Raw genomic sequence first — 16798 nt, forward strand, 5'->3', positions numbered from 1 at the left:
CCATCGCCGTCCCGTTGCCTCACGTTGACCATCATGAGGCCCCGTGCGACCCCTGGGCGACGCGAGGCTGTCCTGTTTCGCCGGAATTGAGAACTTTACGTAGCTTTCCAAAGATCAGGCAGGCCACCAGCAGCTCGCTGAACAGCATGCCGTACCCCACCGCGTTCACATTCGCGAACGGGAAGAGCACCCCGATGGAGACCAGCACGAGCGCGGCCAGTCCGATCTGCACCAGCGCCAGCGCCCGAGCCTCGCTCCGCGCCCGCAGGGAGCTGAGGTAGACCTCGATGAGCACCCGCGGCAGCACGGCCAGCGCCATGAGCCGCAGCAGCGTCGTGCCCTCGGTGGCGAACTCCGACCCGAAGATCATCAAGATCAGCGGCGCGCCCAGCACCGTCACCGCGATGATCGGTGTGATGATCATGAATGCGCGGCGCAGTGCCCGCCGGCAGTTCTCGGCGAGCTGCGCCCGGTCGTAGGAGCCCTCGACGGTCAGCGACACCGCCATGTTCATCGCCAGCAGCTCGATCATGCAGCCCAGCGTGTGGGCCATCGAGAACCGGCCGAACGTGGCCTCGCCGACCTGCGTCGCGACGGCCACCGGCACCAGGTAGACGATCGCCAGGATCGACAGCGTGCCGGGGAAGTCGCCGGCCAGGAAACGCCCGACCTCGCGCAGCCGCGGCGGCGCCGCGATGGAGGCGGAGTCCTTGACGTGCCGGGGGATGACCACCGAGAAGATGAACCAGTTGACCGGGATGAGCGCCAGCGCGGTCGGCACCATCCAGGAGACGAAGATGCCCCCCTCGGGCAGCGCGCCCGCCAGCGCCACCAGCAGGCCCATCTTGACCAGGCCGAAGACGAGGTTGTTGAGCGGCACCCAGGTGGCCTTGCGCAGCCCGGTCAGGACCACGTCCTGCAGCGTGAACACCGCCCAGACCAGCACCGCCCCGAGGAAGAACAGCCCGGGGCCGAAGCCGCCCAGCGCGGAGTACGTGCGCCCCCACATCGGGAGGGTCAGCAGGAAGCCGACCGCGGCCACCCCGCCGGTCGCCGCCGCCAGGCCGTAGCCGCGCAGCACCAGCTCGGGCGTGCGGCGGCCGGCCAGCGGCAGGAAGCGCGCCAGCGCGCCCACGAAGCCGAGCGCGGTCAGCGACGCGAACAGCCGCATCGCGGTGATCACGGCCTGCCCGCGGCCGAACTCCTCGGGCGTGTAGTAGTGGGCGGCCAGCAGCCAGTAGCCCATGCCGAGCGTGGCGGTGATCCCGGTGTTGGCCATGAGCGCGTATCCGTTGCGGAACAGGGGGCTGCGCAGGTCGTGCAGCACCTTCCGCCAGACGCTAGACATTTCCACGCACCCGCTGCAGGCCGTACCTGGTCCGCCGGACGACCGCGTAGCCCTTGGTGAGGACGCGCTCGCGCAGGTAGATCAGGGGTACGGCGCTGCCCTCGACGGCGCGGCGGAACATGCCCATGGTGGTGTGCCGGCCCACCGTCAGCCGGGGGATGGCCAGCATGTCGTGCCGGTCGGCGGCGATCGCGTTGTTCACGGCGCAGGCGGCGAAGTAGCCGGCCTTGCGCACCTCGCGGCGCACCCGCGCGCTGGAGTAGCCGTAGGGGTAGGCCATGGTGGCGACCGGCGCGCCGATCTTCTCCTCCAGCAGGCCCTTGTTGCGGCGCAGCTCCTGGCGCAGCTCCTCGGTGGGGAGCTGGTCGAGCTGCGGGTGGCTGTGGCTGTGGCCGCCGATCTCGATGCCCGTCTGGGCGATCTCCCGGGCCTGACCCCAGCTCAGCATGTCGTCCAGCGGTCTGCCGGCCGCGTCGGCGCCCGCGTCGGACACCCAGCCGCTGGTCAGGAAGACCGTGGCGGGGAAGCGATGGCGCTCCAGCAGCGGGAGCGCGTGTGCATGGAAGTCGGCGTAGCCGTCATCGAAGGTGACCACGACTGGTTTGACGGGCATACCGGTGTTCTTGTTCAGCCTGGCGACCAGATCGCCCAAGGTCAGCGGGGTGAACCCGCCCTCCACGAGGTACGCGAGTTGCTCCTCCAGATCGGAGGGGCGTACCGAGTGGGGGCGGGTCTCCTCGTTGGGACTGTCGGTCACCGAGTGGTACATGAGGACGGGCACCCTGATCACGAGCGTGCTCCCTTGAGCCGGGCGGACCCGACCACGTACCCCCAGGTGGTCCACGCCAGGCCGATGACGATCGCGGCGGAGCGGCCGAGGCCGCCCACGTCGCCGCGGACCGCCTCGCCCAGCCCGCGCAGCGCGCCGAGGGGCAGCGTCTTCATCGCGTGGGCGCGCTCGCTGGCCAGCCCGTCCTGGGTGCCCACCTCGCGCGTGACCAGCGCCTTCGACAGCCCTTCGGCGTAGCAACGGGACCTGAAGTAGGCGAAGCGCTCACGCTGCGCCGACACCTTGTGCCCGATGACCGCCCGCGGCTCGTACAGCATGACCGAGCCGGGCTTGCGCTGGCTCAGCCTGATGCAGAACTCCGTCTCCTCACAGCCCAGGGGCCTGCTCTTGCGGCCCTGGACGCTGCGGCCGATGCCGCTGTGGAAGCCGCCCACCTCGGAGACGACCTCGCGGCGGAAGGCCGCGTTGCCGCCCATCACGTTGCGGATCGGCGCGCGGACCGCCGGCATGCCCCGGTAGGTGCAGCCGACGGTCCAGTCGAACTCGTAGGGGAACCATCGCGGCCTGCGCCGCGATGCCCACAGTGGGTCGGTGCGTCCGCCCACGCCGACGACGGCCGGATCCTGGAAGCCCTCCTCCAAAGCCTCCAGCCAGCCCGGGTCGGCGACCGCGTCGTCGTCGAGGAAGGCGACGATGTCACCGGTGGCCGTGGCCACGCCGGTGTTCTTGCCGCCGGACAGCCCCTGCTCGTGCGAGTTCTCCACCACAATGGCCTGTGGGTTCGCCTGCTTGAGCTTCAGGTGCAGGTCCGGGTTGTGGTCGACCACCAGGATCAGCTCGTGTGGCGGGCGGCTCTGCCGCTCGACCGACTCGACGGCCTGCCTGATGTCCTCCCACCGCTCCTCGGTGTAGACGCAGATGACGACAGACGTTCTCACTGTCATCCCTCTTCTTGTGCTGGTCAGGCGACGCCCCGGTCAGCGGCGGGGGCGGCGGCCGGCTTCGGCTGCGGGATCGTGGGCTTGCGGCGCCGCTCACGCAGGATGGTCCTGAGCACGCGCAGGCCGTCGCGGACGGCGTGCAGGTTGCTCTCCCCGTGGATGCGGCAGCGCTCGTGGCTCGGCACCTCGTGCACCTTCAGCCCGGCCTTGGCGGCGCGGACGTTCATCAGGGTCTCCACCTCGAAGCCGTCGCAGTCGAGGTCGAGCACGTCGAGGTGGCGGGCCCAGAAGGCGTTGTAGCCGTAGCAGAGGTCGGTGTACTGGGTGCCGTACATCATGTTGACGAGGCCGGTGAGCACCTTGTTGCCGAACTTGCGGTTGAACGTCAGGTCGTCGCTGCCGCCGCCGGCCGCGTAGCGCGAGCCCTTGACGAAGTCGGCGCCGGTCACCAGCGCGCCGACGAACGAGATGATCTCGTGGCCGTCGGTCGAGCCGTCGGCGTCGATCATGACGATGATGTCGCCCGTGCAGGCGGCGAACCCGGCGGCCAGGGCGTCGCCCTTGCCGCGGCCGGTCTGCGTGACGACCTTCACGTTCGGGCGCAGGCGCTTGGCCACCTCGACCGTGTCGTCCACCGAGTTGCCGTCGACGAGGACGATCTCGTCGATCCACTGGGGCAGCGTGGCGAAGACGTGGGGGAGGTTCTCGGCCTCGTTCATCGCCGGGACGACCACGCTGACGGTGGGCGAGATGGCGATGTGCGGTGTGATGGGGGTGAACCGCTCGATGGGTGGCATCGAGCGCAGAGGGGTGATCTGCGCCTTGCCGTTGTACTTGGTGCTCTCGGGACTCATGGTGAGGTAAATCCTTCCGGGACCCGCCTCCACGCGAGCCTGGGCCGGCCGCTCCCGGGTGCTGTGGGGAACGGCCGATCCGTGATCGGCGCACGGGGTCCTGTGGAGTGAGGGTGGTGCCTACGGGTGCTCTGCTGCTGCTCTGGTGCTGGTGCTGTGCTGCTGCTGCTCTGGTGCTGTGCTGCTGTGCAGGAGGCGGGGGCGCTAGCGCGCTCCCGTGGGCTCCTTGACTACCGCATTGGACTGCTCCTGCTGGATCGAACTGCGAACCCGGCCGAACCCCTTGAGGACACGGTCGGCTGCCCTATAGAGAGACGGCCGATCCATGACGATTGTTCGCGCCTTGTTGAAAGGAGTTCGTCCCATCCAGTGGACGGCCGCCGCGGCCGAGGGCCGGGAGACCCGTCCCTCGGACACGTAGAGCTCGCCGCTCTTGAGCCAGTCCTTGTACTCCTTGCCGCCCTTGCCCATGTCGACCATGAGCAGGCCGGCCTCGGCCGCCGCCTCGGCCATGCGGAGGTGGTGCACGATGCCCGGCGAGTATCGCGCGTACTCGGTGTCGTAGGCGGGGAACCAGCCGACGAGGGTGGTGGCCGTCCGCAGCCCGAAGTGGCCGGCGACCGGCGCCTCGCCCGAGTACAGCATGGTGAGGACGCCGCCGAAGTCGGCGGACCGCTCCGCGTGCATGAGGTCGATCAGCTCGACGATCCAGGGCTGCGCGAACCGGTCGACGCGGCCCGTCCGCCGGTACTGGTCGGACTTCCAGCCGAGCAGGACGCGCAGCACCTCCGGGTCCGCCGAGGCGTACTCGAAGCGCAGCTCACCCTGCTCCCTTCCGAGCTTGCGCTCCTTGTAGCGCACGGTCTTCAGGTTCTTGGGGGAGTTGGTCCTGACCTGCTCCAGCCAGGCGTCGAAGCCCTCGGTGAAGTCCATGACCGGCGCCGGCCGGACGTCGGACTCGTAGGCCGCGAAGGTCGGCTGGCCCGCCACGAGGTGGTCGAAGTCGTAGACGGTGAGCTTGCACGCGCGCAGCAACGCGCGCACGTCCACCTTCAGGCCGGGAACCGAGATCAGACCGTGGCAGGTCGTCAGGAAGCCGCCGAGCGGCTTGCCGATGCCGAAGCTGTGGCGCTCGTACGGGAAGAACCCGACGATGCCGGTGCCGTCGTCGAGCACCGCGACCCGCACGTAGTCCCTTAAGCGGTCCATGGCGACGGCGAACTCGACGGACAGGAACGGGTTGTCCAGGCTCGGGTCTGCCTTCTGCAACGCGCGCCAGCGGGCTCTCTCGGAGTCTCCGAGCTCGCCCGGGCGGACCACCGTGATCTTCACTTGGTCCTGGCCCCCTGTTCGGTCTGCATGTTCTTCCCCCGGTACAACACGCGAAGCACGTACATGAACCCTCCGAGCACGGCGATCGTCGCCACCCCCGCCCGGGGAGACCAGGCGTCGAACTGGAGCATGGCCTGGGCGAGAAGAACGTTCACCACGAGACTGGCCGCGGCGCCCACCGACAGCGCGGCGAGCGGGTCACGATCTCGCAACAGCCCGACGACCGCGGCTCCGGGGACCACGAGCAGGAACAGCGAGATCAGGAACGGGCGCAGCGGTGTCTCGATGTCGAACAACGCGATCACGGCGCCCGCGACGCACGCGAGTCCGAGCAGCCACGCGAGCGCTCGGCGGTGCTTGATCATTTACCGTTCTCCCGGTCCTGGCTGGGCAAAGGCGCGATTGATCGCATTTCATGGGACCAATCCGTCCATGGACACGTCAATGCCGACGCTTGGTGACGCACTCCGGTTTACCGGAGGGGCGACTTTTCCCCGTGACATAGGGCACACGGATCAGTACTCTTCCGGCGCCGGTGCGGTCCCCAAGCACACCAGGATGCCCTATAGATGGCCCGATCTTCGAGTCAGGGCCCGGTTTATCCTAGTTTGTCATTGCCATGGATCTACCGATCCATGCCTTTCGCCGTAGTAACGTCCGTCACTCCAGTCCTGCCGGTGATTCGGCCAGCGCGGTAGTCGCCGACGAGTCGTCCGGAAAGTCGTCCGGCGGGTCGCCGGGCGGATTGCCGGGCGGGTTGTTCGGCTGTGGCGTGCTCTCGGGCGACCGCGTCGGCCCTCCGGTGGAGGGCGGCTCCGAGACCTGGCTCCGGCCGTCCCAGGACAGCCGGCAGCTCACGCGCCCGCCGTTCGAGGTGAACGACACCGTGCCGCCGCCCGCCGTGTCCGGGTCGTCCACCGTCACCCAGACCGCCACCGAGCCGCCCGCCCTGATCGACCCGGCCGACGGGAACACGTCGAGCCCCGTCGACGCGCTCGCGTTCCAGACCACGGCGGCGTTGCGGGCACGCAGGCCCACCCTGGCCGACCCGTCCAGGTCGCCGGGGCACCCCGCGCTCAGCCGGGCGCCCGCCGCGGGGCGCCGGGTGCGGGTCGTGGCCGGGCGGGTGGTGGCCCCCGTGGCGGCCGGGCGCGGGGTCGCCCGGGACGGACGCGGGTCCGCCGCCGGGGTCCGCTCCGGCGTGGGGTCCCCGGCGTCCTCCGGCCCGTCCTGGAGGTCGTCCGGCTCCGCGGGCTCCGTCTCCGTCCGTCCCGGCGTGGGGACGGCGCTCACCCCGGCGTCCTGCGTCGCGGACGGGGCGCCCTGGAACATCGTGCCGCCCGAGGCCGCGTTCGCCACGATCACCGCGCCCGTCCCCGCCAGCACGCACGCGCCCGCGATGACCACCGGCGCCAGCCTGCGCGAGCGCCGCCGGGAGCGGTGGCCGGCCAGGACGGGGAACCCGTCGCGGTCGAAGCTCTCGCCCCTGTCCATGATCAGCGTGCGGGCCTCGCCGCGCTCGGGGGCGAGGCAGGTGGCGATGAACCGGCGGCGCAGCGACAGCGGGGGGAACGCCACGGGGATCTTGTCGAGCAGCCGCTCGCCGGCCACCTTGCCGTGCCGTCCCTCGGTGCACACCTCGCAGCCGCCGATGTGCCTCGACAGCCGGCGCCGCAGCAGCGGGGTCAGCGGTCCCTCCCACGAGTCGAGCATCGCCGACAGGTCGGGACAGTGGGCGCGTCCCACCCGGGCCAGGATGACGGCCGCCGCGGCGTTCTCCAGGTGGTCGCGGGAGCGCCGCAGCCGCGTGGCGGTCTGGCGCGAGGTCAGGCCGAGCACCGTGCCCGCCTCGGCCGGGGTCAGGCCGTGCCGCAGCGACAGCTCCAGCGTCTCCCGGTCGAGGCGGTCCATCTCGCCCAGCGCGTCGTAGACCAGCGCGGCCAGCTCGGGGTCGTCCGGCTCGTCCACGGACGGCTCCGCGACGCCCCGCACCGGGGCGCCGCTCCGGTGCGCCAGCCGGGCCATCACCTGGACCCTGGTCAGCGCGTACAGCCAGGCGCGCAGCCGCGCCTCGTCCTTGAGCCGGTCCACGCGCCCGTACGCGGTGACCAGCGCGTCGTGCACGGCCCCCGCGGCGCTGTGGCCGTCACCGGTCAGCGAGCAGGCGTAGTCGTGCAGCCGCACGCCGTACGCGTCGTACAGTTCGGCCGGAGCGCCGTGGTCGCCGCGCCGCAGCGCGTCCGCCAACCGGTGATCCCCGGCGCGGTCGACAGTCGGCCATCCAGGCACGAATACCCTCCCCGCGGCTCGCGTGTGACCCCCACGCGCCTAGGACGCCGCCTGGCGCGGCCGGGTTGACCCGCGTTCGCCCGCCCATGCCGAACGGGCATGAGCTGGGAGGACAGGGACGGAAGGTGCCGGTGTGACGGTCAGCCGTCGCACTTGGGAGCGCACAGACGGCGCTCCATGCCCTGCAGGAAGAAGTCGCGCACCTGGAGGATGTTCTCGGCGACGTACGCCTCGCCGCCGGTCGCCTTGGCCAGGGCGTCCATCTGCTTCTTGCCCTTGGGCGCGTCGGGGCCGAAGGCGATGAGCAGGATGCTGACCGGCCGCTTCGGGTTGTACGTCTTCTTCAGGAACGACAGGAGCTCCGCGTTGCCCACGCCGCCGTCGGGGTCGTCGTTGCCGGCGCCGTCGGTGAGGATCACAATCGTGTTGATCTTGTCTTCCGCGTACGACTTCGTCATCTCGGTGTAGGCGGCCTTGAGCGTGTCGTTCAGCCCCGTGTCGCCCGTGGCCTTGGCCTGCACGGTCGCGAACTGCGCCGCCAGCGCCTCCTTGCGGAGCCGGCCGTCGACGGTCTGGCTCAGCGGCCCCACCGACACCATCTCGCGCCAGTCCTTGCCCTGGCCGTCGAGGTGCGTGGAGAACGCCCACACCCCGATCTCCGAGTCGGCGGGGAACAGGCCGAGGCCCTCGGTGGCGATGCGGGAGATGGCCTGCATGCGGGTCAGGTTCGTGCCCGGCACGGGCAGCGCCATGGTGCCGGAGACGTCGAGCAGGGTCAGCAGGCGACTGCCCAGGTTCAGCCTCGACCAGGTCTGGGCCATGCTCGCCACCGTCTTGGCGTCGGGCGGCGCCAGGGCCCGCGGCGCGGTGGAGACGAAGCCCTTGTCCTTCGCGAGCGCGTCGCCGCCCTTGCCGTCGGGCGTACGGAAGCCCTGGTCGCGCAGCGTCCGGCGGGCCGACTCGGTGGTCAGCTCCTTCTGGAAGGCCGCCGCCGCCTTGCGCACCTCCGCGTCCTTGGACAGGACCAGCATCGGGTAGTCCAGGCTGTACGTTCCCTCGGCCGGGTAGAGCGGCACCACCTGCGCGTCGGGCTTCTTCGCGTTGTGGCTGTAGACGTTCTGCTCGGAGGCGACGCCGACCGGCACCTTGCTGCCGGACTTCACGGTGAGGCTGGCCAGCAGCGCGCCGGGGTCGGCGACGATCTGGCCCGACAGCTCCTTCAGCGCCCCCACGAGCGCCTTGTCCTGGCCCGCCTTCTTGGCCGAGCCCGCGGCGGCGATCAGTGCGGCCATGCCCGCGGAGTTCTTCTGCGGGTCGAGGGCGAGCACGCGGACCTTCTTGCCGGGTCCGTCGGGGTTGGCCACGTTCGCCGCCGCGATCATGCCGGCCCAGCTCGGCTGGAGGCTGCCGGCGAGCTTCTCGGCCGACGCCTTGGCGGTCACCAGCACGACGGGCGACACGGCGGCCGAGCCGGACGGCTCGGGCAGCGCGGCGGCGCCCGCGGGCTCGCTGCGCAGCCTGGCCACCGCGAGGCTGGAGTCGGCCACCCACAGGTCGGCCGCCGCCTTGCCGGCGGCCAGCGCGTTGGCTGTGCGGGCCGCGGCCTCCTTGGTGACCGTCACCTCGACGCAGCGGCTGTCGATGGAGTGCAGGGCCTTGTTGTAGGTGCCGGCGACCTTGCTCAGGGCCGGCTGGATGTCGGGGGTCGCCACCACGCGCAGCGCCAGCTTGCCCGCCGAGCAGTCGTGGTCGCGGTTGAAGATGACGAACGCGGCGACGCCGAGCAGGACGGCCAGGGCGACGGCCCCGGCGAGCGGGACGAGCACCCTGCCCCGGCCCCGTGCGGCGGATCGCCGGCGGGGAGCGGGTTCCTGGGCTTGGTAGCCGCCATCGAACTCGTCTGTGCGGTGTCGCCCCACGATGTCCTCTTTGGTGTGTTGAGACCTTCCGGAGACCCTGACCGGAGATGCTCCGCAATACCTCCGGAACGATACTCGGTGCGCTTACTGTGGCAAAACAGCCCTTTTGGTGCGGATACTACGGAGTGTCAGCTCAGTGGCAGCATCCGTCACCACGCCAGGCCCGATGGCCCTCCCGCGCCGCCACGGCCGCCAGGGCCACCGCCATGACCGGATCCACCCACCACCAGCCGACCGTATTGAGCCACAGCCCGGCCAGCACGCCGCCCGCCGTCGCCGCGCAGATGAGATTCTGCGTGCCCTCCCCGGCGGTCGAGGGGGACGCCAGCCGCCGTGCCAGCCGGCGCTTGGCCAGTCCCAGGGCCGGCATGCTCACCAGGCTCACCGCCGTGACCGCGATCCCCAGCGCCGTCGGCACCGCCCGGTGGCCCATGTCCAGGTCGTACGCGACATGGAGGACCAGGTACGGCGCCAGCACCCAGAAACTCACCGCCAACGCCTTTCGCGCCCGGTGCTCGGCGCCCTCGGACAACGTCCGCGACCCGGTGAACCGCCACACCACGATGAGGCTCGCGGCACCCTCGACCAGCGCCGCCATCCCCCAGCCGATCAACGCGACCGAGTGCGCCCGGAACCCCGCCCACAGACCGAGCGAGCTCTCCAGGCCCAGCCACACCAGGGTCGCCACCGACAGCGCCCGCGCCGACCGGGCCGCACGCAGCCATTCTGCTGACGCGGCCGGATGCGCGTGAACCCGCTGGTCAGGCACCTTGACCTCCCGAATCCCCGACGTCGTCCGGCCGTCGGCAGCGGTACGTACCTTATCCGTTACCCCAAGTAATCCCGAAGGCGAGCGGCAAAGGTCGGTCGGGTGATGTTCAATGATCGATTACCGGAGGGCTGTTGCGGGGATCACTTCACGGGTCGCCGCCGATCACGGGTCCGCTTCAGGGCTCGATTACGGCCCTGTCCGGGGCGCCTTTGCGGTCTCTTGCGCGGGGCGACCGATGGGGGCCGACTGAGGGGGAGGGGTTGACAGGCCGTGCCGTTCACGCCGAGCCACATCGCGGCGGTGCTCCCGCTGGTGTCGTCGCCGCGCGTCCGCAAGGTGCTGGACCCGTGGGCGCTGGCGATGGGCGCCATGGTGCCCGATCTGCCGATCTTCCTGCCGTTCCTGCCCGACTACACCGACTGGCATTCCCTGCGCGGCGTGCTCACCATCGACATCGCCGCCGTGCTCGCGCTGCTCGCCCTGTTCCACCTGGTGGTGCGCGACCCGCTGATCACCCTCCTGCCGCCGGGGCTCGCGGGGCGCGCCGCCACGCTCCTGCCGTCGTGGCGCAGCTTCCGGGTGCTGCCCATCGTCATGGGAGCGCTGGTCGGCGCCGGGACCCACGTCCTGTGGGACTCCTTCACCCACTCCACCGCGCCGCCCCGCTGGGGCGACTGGCTCGCGGTGTCGGTCTTCGGTGTGATCAGGCTGTTCCGGCTGCTCCAGTACGTCTCGTCGGTCGTCGGGCTGGCCGTGGTCGTGTGGTGGGTCTGGCGCGGCCTGTCGCGCATCCCCGCCGTCGTGCCGCCCGCGCGGCTGCGCGTCAGGCCCGCCGTGCGGTTCTACGTCCTCGGCGCGGCCTCGGCCGGCACGATCGCCGGGGCGCTCCTGTGGCCGGTGGTCGACCCGCCGTCGCCGGAGCTCGGCGTGCCCAGCGTCATCACCAAGGTCGGCGCGGGCACGATCGTCGGCCTTGGGGTGGTGCTCCTCGGGTACGCGCTGGTCTGGCAGGTCACGCGGCTCATGGCAGTATCGGAACGTGCTTGAGTACGTGACCGACGCGGCGGATCCGCGCCTGGCCGACTACACCCGGCTGCGGGACGTGGAGCTGCGCAAGAGCCTGGAGGCCGAGCGCGGGCTGTTCCTCGCGGAGGGGGAGAAGGTCATCCGGCGCGCGATCGGCGCCGGCTACCCGGTCCGCTCGGTCCTCACCACGCGCCGCTGGCTGGAGCCGCTGTCCGACGTGCTCGGCGACGCGCTCGTGTACGTGGTGAGCGACGAGGTCATGGAGGGCATCGCGGGCTTCCCGGTGCACCGAGGGGCCCTCGCCTCGATGGCCCGCCTCCCGCTGCCCTCGATGGCGGCCGTCCTGGCCGGGGCGTCCGGCGACCCGTCCAGGCGCGTCCTCGTCCTGGAGGACCTGGTCGACCACTCCAATGTGGAGGTCGCGAAACAACACCCTCGGCGGGTTCTGGTGCTTGAGGATCTCGTTGATCACGGCAACGTGGGCGCCATATTTAGGTGTGCTGCGGCGTTGGGAGTGGACGGGATCATCCTGTCGCCGCGGTGTGCTGATCCGCTGTATCGGCGGGCGGTGAAGGTGTCGATGGGGGCGGTGTTCTCGATCCCGTATGCGCGGATGGAGAACTGGTTCACTGGGCTTGATCAGATTCGTGCGGCGGGCTACCAGACGCTGGCGTTGACTCCCGATCAGGCCGCTACGCCCATAGATGCCGTCAAGCTGTCGGATCGGGTGGCGCTGTTGCTGGGGTCGGAAGGTGATGGGTTGTCGTCTCGGTGGCTGGGGGAAGCGGACGAGTCGGTATGTATCCCGATGAGCCCCGCCGCGATGGGCGCTGGTGTGGACTCACTTAACGTGGTGGCGGCCGCCGCCATCGCCTGCCACGGCCTGATGCGGAGCAGCACCCAGTTTTAGCGCGGGCGAAGAGCATCTCCTTGCAGGCTGTCGGACGCATTGACGGCCGCGGCGCCGCTGGGCCTCATCGCCGCGACGTTGTTCGGTGCGAGCTCACGCGCGCATATGACTTACGTAGAAGGTTCAGGGTGTGCCAGTGGATCACCGTCCGGGTAACACCACCCGTGGGGAGATGTGGGCGCAGCGTATGAGTTTGGTGATGGCCAGCAATCCAGCCGTTTGCCGCCGGGGTACGGGCGGGAGGGTCGGTGATCGAGTAGCGGGTCGGTCAGCTGCTTGCGGTCGATGTCGGTACAGGTAGCATCTCAGCTAGCCATGAGCTGGGACAGTGTGCTCGCGATCGCGCTGAATTCTGGGTGCGGCTGTCCTTTCCCTCACTATGGTGTGAACGATGCGCCGTGAGCCGTAGCGAACGCGTACCAGGTCTGTTCCGGCAGTCGGCCTCTGGCCAGTAAGCGTGATCCCTCCCTACGCGCCCATTCCTGGACCCACTCTTCCGCTACCAGGCCATGCTCATCGCGAGGAATGTTCTGTGCGTCGGCGACTGCCAGTAGGTAGGAAGCGATCAAGCGCGCTGACACTGGCCCGTTCACCGACACCCGGATGCCACGTTCGACTGCCCAGCGGCGAGCCTCCTGCGCAAGGGATCGCGGGATAGAGGAACGCCTCACGGTTTTGCTTTTGCGGGCAAGGCAACCGCAGCTTCGCGTGTTGCCCCGGGTGACGTCAGCCTGGACCAATCCTATGACGGTAGTTCCGCACCGGCAGCGATAGTCGCGCAGCGTGCTCCCTTGGCTGTCCGGCGAGCGGTAGGGCAAGCTGGCCGGCGTGAGCAGACTATCGTCCGTTGGTGGTGTCGCACGCAGCTGCCGCTGCTTGCGTGGCGTCCCCTCCGGCTTGCGGGTGCCCGCTCGCGGCCGCTTGACGCCCCAAACGCATGTGATGAATTGCTCCGCTAGGTCAGCGGACGTGGCCCGGCCATCGCGGATGTACTGGTGCAGTCTGGGCACCGCACGACCCAACCTGGCTTCCAACGCCCGGGCGACCGCACTTGCTGCTCCATGTGCGCTGGCCCGCTCATCCAACGCCACGATGATCGCCTGGGGTGAGTCCAACTGGGGCACCTTGCCGAGCCGGACATGGACGACCAGATAACCGAGCTGCTGGAGGACGAAATCCTTCTGACGGGTAAAGGCCAGCCGGTCCCGACGTTGTCCCGAGTGGTGGAATGCCCCGTCGTATTCTAGGCCGATGAGGTGGCAGTCGAAGGCGAAGATCGCATCCACTTCAATCTTCGCGTTTCGAAATTCGGCTGGCCTGAGGTGGGTCGGGACCGCAATGCGGTGCGAGCCGAAGTCGGGCACTCCCACGGGTAGGCGCGGGTCTGGCCGGTCAGGTGGCACTAGGCGCAGGAGTCCGGCGAGTTCGGCGGTGAGGCGGATCTGTTCTTTCGACAGGCCAGAGGGTGAACAGTGCGGGCAGCCGCCGCTGGACACACGGTTGGCGATCGTGGCTGGCCAGCGATGACCGTGTCGGCATCGCCACGGCAACTCGGCGTATCGGTGGCCGTCCGCCTGCTCCCTGCGTTTCGCATTGTGCCGACTGGTGGGAAGAGCTCGAGGGTCGAGTTCATCGTCATCGAGTTCGGCGGCGATCTCCGGAAACCACGTCTGCAGACTGTTGGTGTCGTCGATGACGAAGCCCGCGCAGACGCGACAGGCATCACCCTGAAGGACGCGTTCCTTCACCACGGCGGTGAACCGGTGACGAGCCTTGTGCCACCGGCCAGTATGCGGGTCTGCCACCCATGTGCGACACTCCCACTCGACAACCTCATGCGAGGCGAACGGCACCTCATTCACGGGGACTGTACCCCGGTACTGCTCAGACAGGGCGGGAACGTCAGCTAAAGAGATCAGATGCTGGCAGCTAGGACATCTGGTCCCTTTCTGAACCCTGTCCTTGGGCCAGGCGGACCAGGACGGGTGTCCTTGCCCGAGCGGGCAGAGCCAGCGATACGGGCTTGGTTCCCCGGTTTTGCCTTGGTGACTGGCTAGCACTTGATCGGCGGAGCCGGGATTAGCTGGGTGCCATTGTGCTGCCACCTCAGGAATGTCGGCTACGGTGACCACCCCTCGACCGCGTGGCCTCGACCTCCAGCGGTCCGTGACGATCGCCTTATGCTCGTCCCAAAACGTGCTGACCTTCCTCTGGCGTTCGCGAGCCGTTGCAACCTGCTGATGAACTTGCTCGCGTCGCTCGATGCCGAGATTGTTCCAGAAGCCGCGCATCTCCTGCAGGACTCGTAGCCGATCTTTGCGGCCAGTCGCAGGAGAGAACGAGGGTGGCTCCCAAGGCCATGATCCACCGGCCACAAGACTCTCCGGATTTCTGTTCGAGTTGTGGTGGCGATCATAACTGCTATCAGCGCGTGGCGGGCGATCGGTGAAGAGCGTGAGCACATCTGCCTGATCGCTGATCCTGACGGCATCGAGCTTCCCATGTAGCGACCAGGATGAGGGACCATGGTGAATCTGGACAGCCGTCGTATGGTCGTAGAGCCTGTGCGGCTGCGTGGGTTGAAAAGGACTCTTTGAGTGCTTGATCGGTCAACGGTCAGGCCACGTCCCTCGTGAACTTCTCCCCCGACAACGTCCTACGCCTGGACAGATGTGACTGTGCATGCGCGTGGACGAGGTCGTCCCAGACGACACGCGCATTGCGGTAGAGACCCCTTCCGGTCTCCTCATACCCCTGTCCGTTGTAGCGGAGGACGAAGAACAGTCCGCCCTGACCAGCCCACTCGTATATCCCGCAGCAAGAGGTCTCGGTGACTCTGAGGTGATCGCACCGATCACTTTGAAAGGGCTCCCAGACAGCGGGCATCACACTTCCCGTAAGTAACGAAGGTCTGATCGAGGGCTACTCGGCTGCGGAGAGATCACTGATGCGCGGTGGCGGCGCGCAGGTTCGCGTAGCAGATGGCGATGCGGTTGGCCGCTCTCGGAGGCTCCGATGCGGGATGCCATGCATAGATGGGGCGCTTACGTCGCCTGCTCCAACCGACGCGCCACCAAAGGTTCAGCCCGTCCGTCCACACAACCAACCCGTGCCAGACGGACACGACCGCCAGCCCGTACCCATCGTTGACGTCGGCGGCGATCCCATGCCTTTCAAGCTCCGCGCGTAACTGCTCCGCGATCCGCACTGGAGTGATTGAGGCCAGGCGGGGCGCCTGCCTGGGGGTCATGCTGCGCACTCGTCACGCCTCCCTTCGGTGCTTGCCAGTACCTCCAGAGCGCGGGCGATCAAAGCGGCTGTTTCGGGAGAGACGCGGCCCAGCTCCACGAAGCCGACGCCGAACTCGTTCACGTCGGCCCGCAGGTACGGCATGGCGTCGCCACGCCCCGCGCCGGCCAAGCTGTCCTTGAGCTGGGTGGCAGCACGCTGAGCCTCCGCCCACGCGCGCACGTAGCTCACGCCTTCCTCAAGAAGGAACGCCGGGTCGCCTTCCGCCCAGCGCAGGTCTGCTGGACGTCAGCGTCCCGGACGGGGCGAGGCTGGCCGCTCTCGGGATGCTGTTGCTTGTCCTGGCGCGAGTCGGGCGTCCGGCAGACAAGCCGATCACCGATCGGGTCAGTCAGGGCCCGCGCTATCGCAAGCTCACGGCTGAGCTGGTAAGGCGCGGGCTGCTCAGCATCGGTATCCAGGCGATCAATCAGGCGGTCGCCAAGGATCAGCACGCGATCAGCTTCCCGCGTGACATCCACCGCGATGGCCCCGGACATCTGGCCATCGTGGATCTGCCGTTCGGTGTGGAAGCCGCCGATGTCGTGGCACGGCGCGGCCGGTTGGCATCAGCGTTGCGGCTTCCGCTGGATCAGGTCTGGCCAGAGCCCGCGAGCGGCCATCCGGGACGGCTGGCGCTGTGGGTCGGCTACGAGCCCGCCGGCAAGATGAAGCAACCGGTATGGCCGCTGCTGCGGGCGGGAAGCGTGGACGTGTTCCAGCCCTTTCCCTTCGCGACCACGCCGCGCATGGAGTTCATCAACGCGGAGTTGATGTATCGCAACTGGCTCATCGGCGGGCAGCCCGGCAGCGGCAAGACGTTCCTGATGCGCCTGCTGGTACTCGCCGCATCCCTCGATCCCCGCGTGGAGCTGCACGGATATGAATTCAAGGGCGTCGGCGACTTCAAGGTCACGGAGCCGGTGTGCGCCGAGTACGGCAACGGCAGCAGTGACCAGGTTATCGGCCGTGCCGCCGCTCTGGTCAAGTGGCTGTACGTCGAGTGCGAGCGGCGCGCCGCTCGCATCAGCCACTACCACGAGCTGGGCAAGGCTCCTGAGAACAAGGTCACTCCCGAGTTGGCATCGCTCAAGGGATCAGGGCTGCATCCCCTGGTCGTGTTCCTGAGCGAGGCGCAAGAGCTGTTCCAGGACAAGACGCACGGCAAGGAAGCCGGGGAGATCTGCGAAAAGGTGATCAAGCTAGTGCTGTGACCGGAAATGATCGCCGGGTTGGCGTGTAGAGCGCCCTTGCCGGTTGGATGGTGCTGATCACGTTCGATCGGCGCTCGGGGGGCCAGGTGACACAACCGGTCAAGGTCCGCAGGCT

At 68.9% G+C, this 16798-nt stretch carries 14 protein-coding genes; 3 read left to right on the top strand and 11 right to left on the bottom strand.

Going from position 1 to position 16798, the window contains the following annotated elements; all coding sequences use genetic code 11:
- Positions 1-31: 31 nt before the first annotated feature.
- The 9 genes from MTP10_RS38530 to MTP10_RS38570 form a co-directional block, all read right to left on the bottom strand.
- Positions 32-1348, bottom strand: a complete 1317-nt coding sequence (locus MTP10_RS38530; RefSeq protein WP_310716436.1) for a hypothetical protein — start codon at positions 1346-1348, stop codon at positions 32-34.
- Positions 1341-2138: a polysaccharide deacetylase family protein gene (locus tag MTP10_RS38535; RefSeq protein ID WP_310716438.1), complete on the bottom strand. Its 798-nt coding sequence runs from the start codon at positions 2136-2138 to the stop codon at positions 1341-1343. Before MTP10_RS38535 ends, MTP10_RS38530 begins: the two co-directional genes overlap by 8 nt.
- Positions 2135-3082, bottom strand: coding sequence for a glycosyltransferase family 2 protein (locus tag MTP10_RS38540; RefSeq protein ID WP_310716440.1), 948 nt, complete (start codon positions 3080-3082; stop codon positions 2135-2137). The genes MTP10_RS38535 and MTP10_RS38540 overlap by 4 nt, the downstream gene beginning before the upstream one ends.
- A 17-nt stretch (positions 3083-3099) precedes the next feature.
- On the bottom strand, positions 3100-3933 hold the full coding sequence (locus tag MTP10_RS38545) for a glycosyltransferase family 2 protein (protein WP_310716442.1): 834 nt from the start codon (positions 3931-3933) through the stop codon (positions 3100-3102).
- Positions 3934-4137: 204 nt separating this feature from the next.
- Complete coding sequence (locus MTP10_RS38550; protein WP_310716444.1) at positions 4138-5265, bottom strand: GNAT family N-acetyltransferase; 1128 nt, start codon at positions 5263-5265, stop codon at positions 4138-4140.
- Entirely contained in the window at positions 5262-5630 is a 369-nt protein-coding gene (locus tag MTP10_RS38555) for a hypothetical protein (RefSeq protein WP_310716445.1), read from the bottom strand. The genes MTP10_RS38550 and MTP10_RS38555 overlap by 4 nt, the downstream gene beginning before the upstream one ends.
- Positions 5631-5925: 295 nt before the next feature.
- Positions 5926-7554: a sigma factor gene (locus tag MTP10_RS38560; RefSeq protein ID WP_310716446.1), complete on the bottom strand. Its 1629-nt coding sequence runs from the start codon at positions 7552-7554 to the stop codon at positions 5926-5928.
- Between the two features lie 140 nt (positions 7555-7694).
- Positions 7695-9473 (bottom strand): substrate-binding domain-containing protein, encoded by a 1779-nt coding sequence (locus tag MTP10_RS38565; RefSeq protein ID WP_310716448.1) that lies wholly within the window; start codon positions 9471-9473, stop codon positions 7695-7697.
- Positions 9474-9606: 133 nt separating this feature from the next.
- Positions 9607-10242, bottom strand: coding sequence for a hypothetical protein (locus MTP10_RS38570; RefSeq protein ID WP_310716450.1), 636 nt, complete (start codon positions 10240-10242; stop codon positions 9607-9609).
- A 273-nt stretch (positions 10243-10515) separates the two neighbouring features.
- On the opposite strand from MTP10_RS38570, the gene MTP10_RS38575 reads away from it, so the two are divergent.
- Positions 10516-11292 (top strand): DUF4184 family protein, encoded by a 777-nt coding sequence (locus MTP10_RS38575; protein WP_310716452.1) that lies wholly within the window; start codon positions 10516-10518, stop codon positions 11290-11292.
- Positions 11285-12181 (top strand): RNA methyltransferase, encoded by an 897-nt coding sequence (locus tag MTP10_RS38580; protein WP_310716454.1) that lies wholly within the window; start codon positions 11285-11287, stop codon positions 12179-12181. Before MTP10_RS38575 ends, MTP10_RS38580 begins: the two co-directional genes overlap by 8 nt.
- A gap of 377 nt (positions 12182-12558) precedes the next feature.
- Here MTP10_RS38580 and MTP10_RS38585 read toward each other — a convergent pair whose 3' ends face one another.
- Together MTP10_RS38585 and MTP10_RS38590 are read right to left on the bottom strand one after the other, a co-directional pair.
- Positions 12559-14043 (bottom strand): zinc-ribbon domain-containing protein, encoded by a 1485-nt coding sequence (locus MTP10_RS38585; protein WP_310716456.1) that lies wholly within the window; start codon positions 14041-14043, stop codon positions 12559-12561.
- Positions 14044-15427: 1384 nt separating this feature from the next.
- Positions 15428-15661, bottom strand: coding sequence for a hypothetical protein (locus MTP10_RS38590; RefSeq protein WP_310716457.1), 234 nt, complete (start codon positions 15659-15661; stop codon positions 15428-15430).
- Between the two features lie 95 nt (positions 15662-15756).
- On the opposite strand from MTP10_RS38590, the gene MTP10_RS38595 reads away from it, so the two are divergent.
- On the top strand, positions 15757-16683 hold the full coding sequence (locus MTP10_RS38595) for a hypothetical protein (protein ID WP_310716459.1): 927 nt from the start codon (positions 15757-15759) through the stop codon (positions 16681-16683).
- Positions 16684-16798: the final 115 nt, after the last annotated feature.

The sequence above is a fragment of the Nonomuraea sp. 3-1Str genome (assembly GCF_031570565.1).
Lineage (GTDB): Bacteria > Actinomycetota > Actinomycetes > Streptosporangiales > Streptosporangiaceae > Nonomuraea.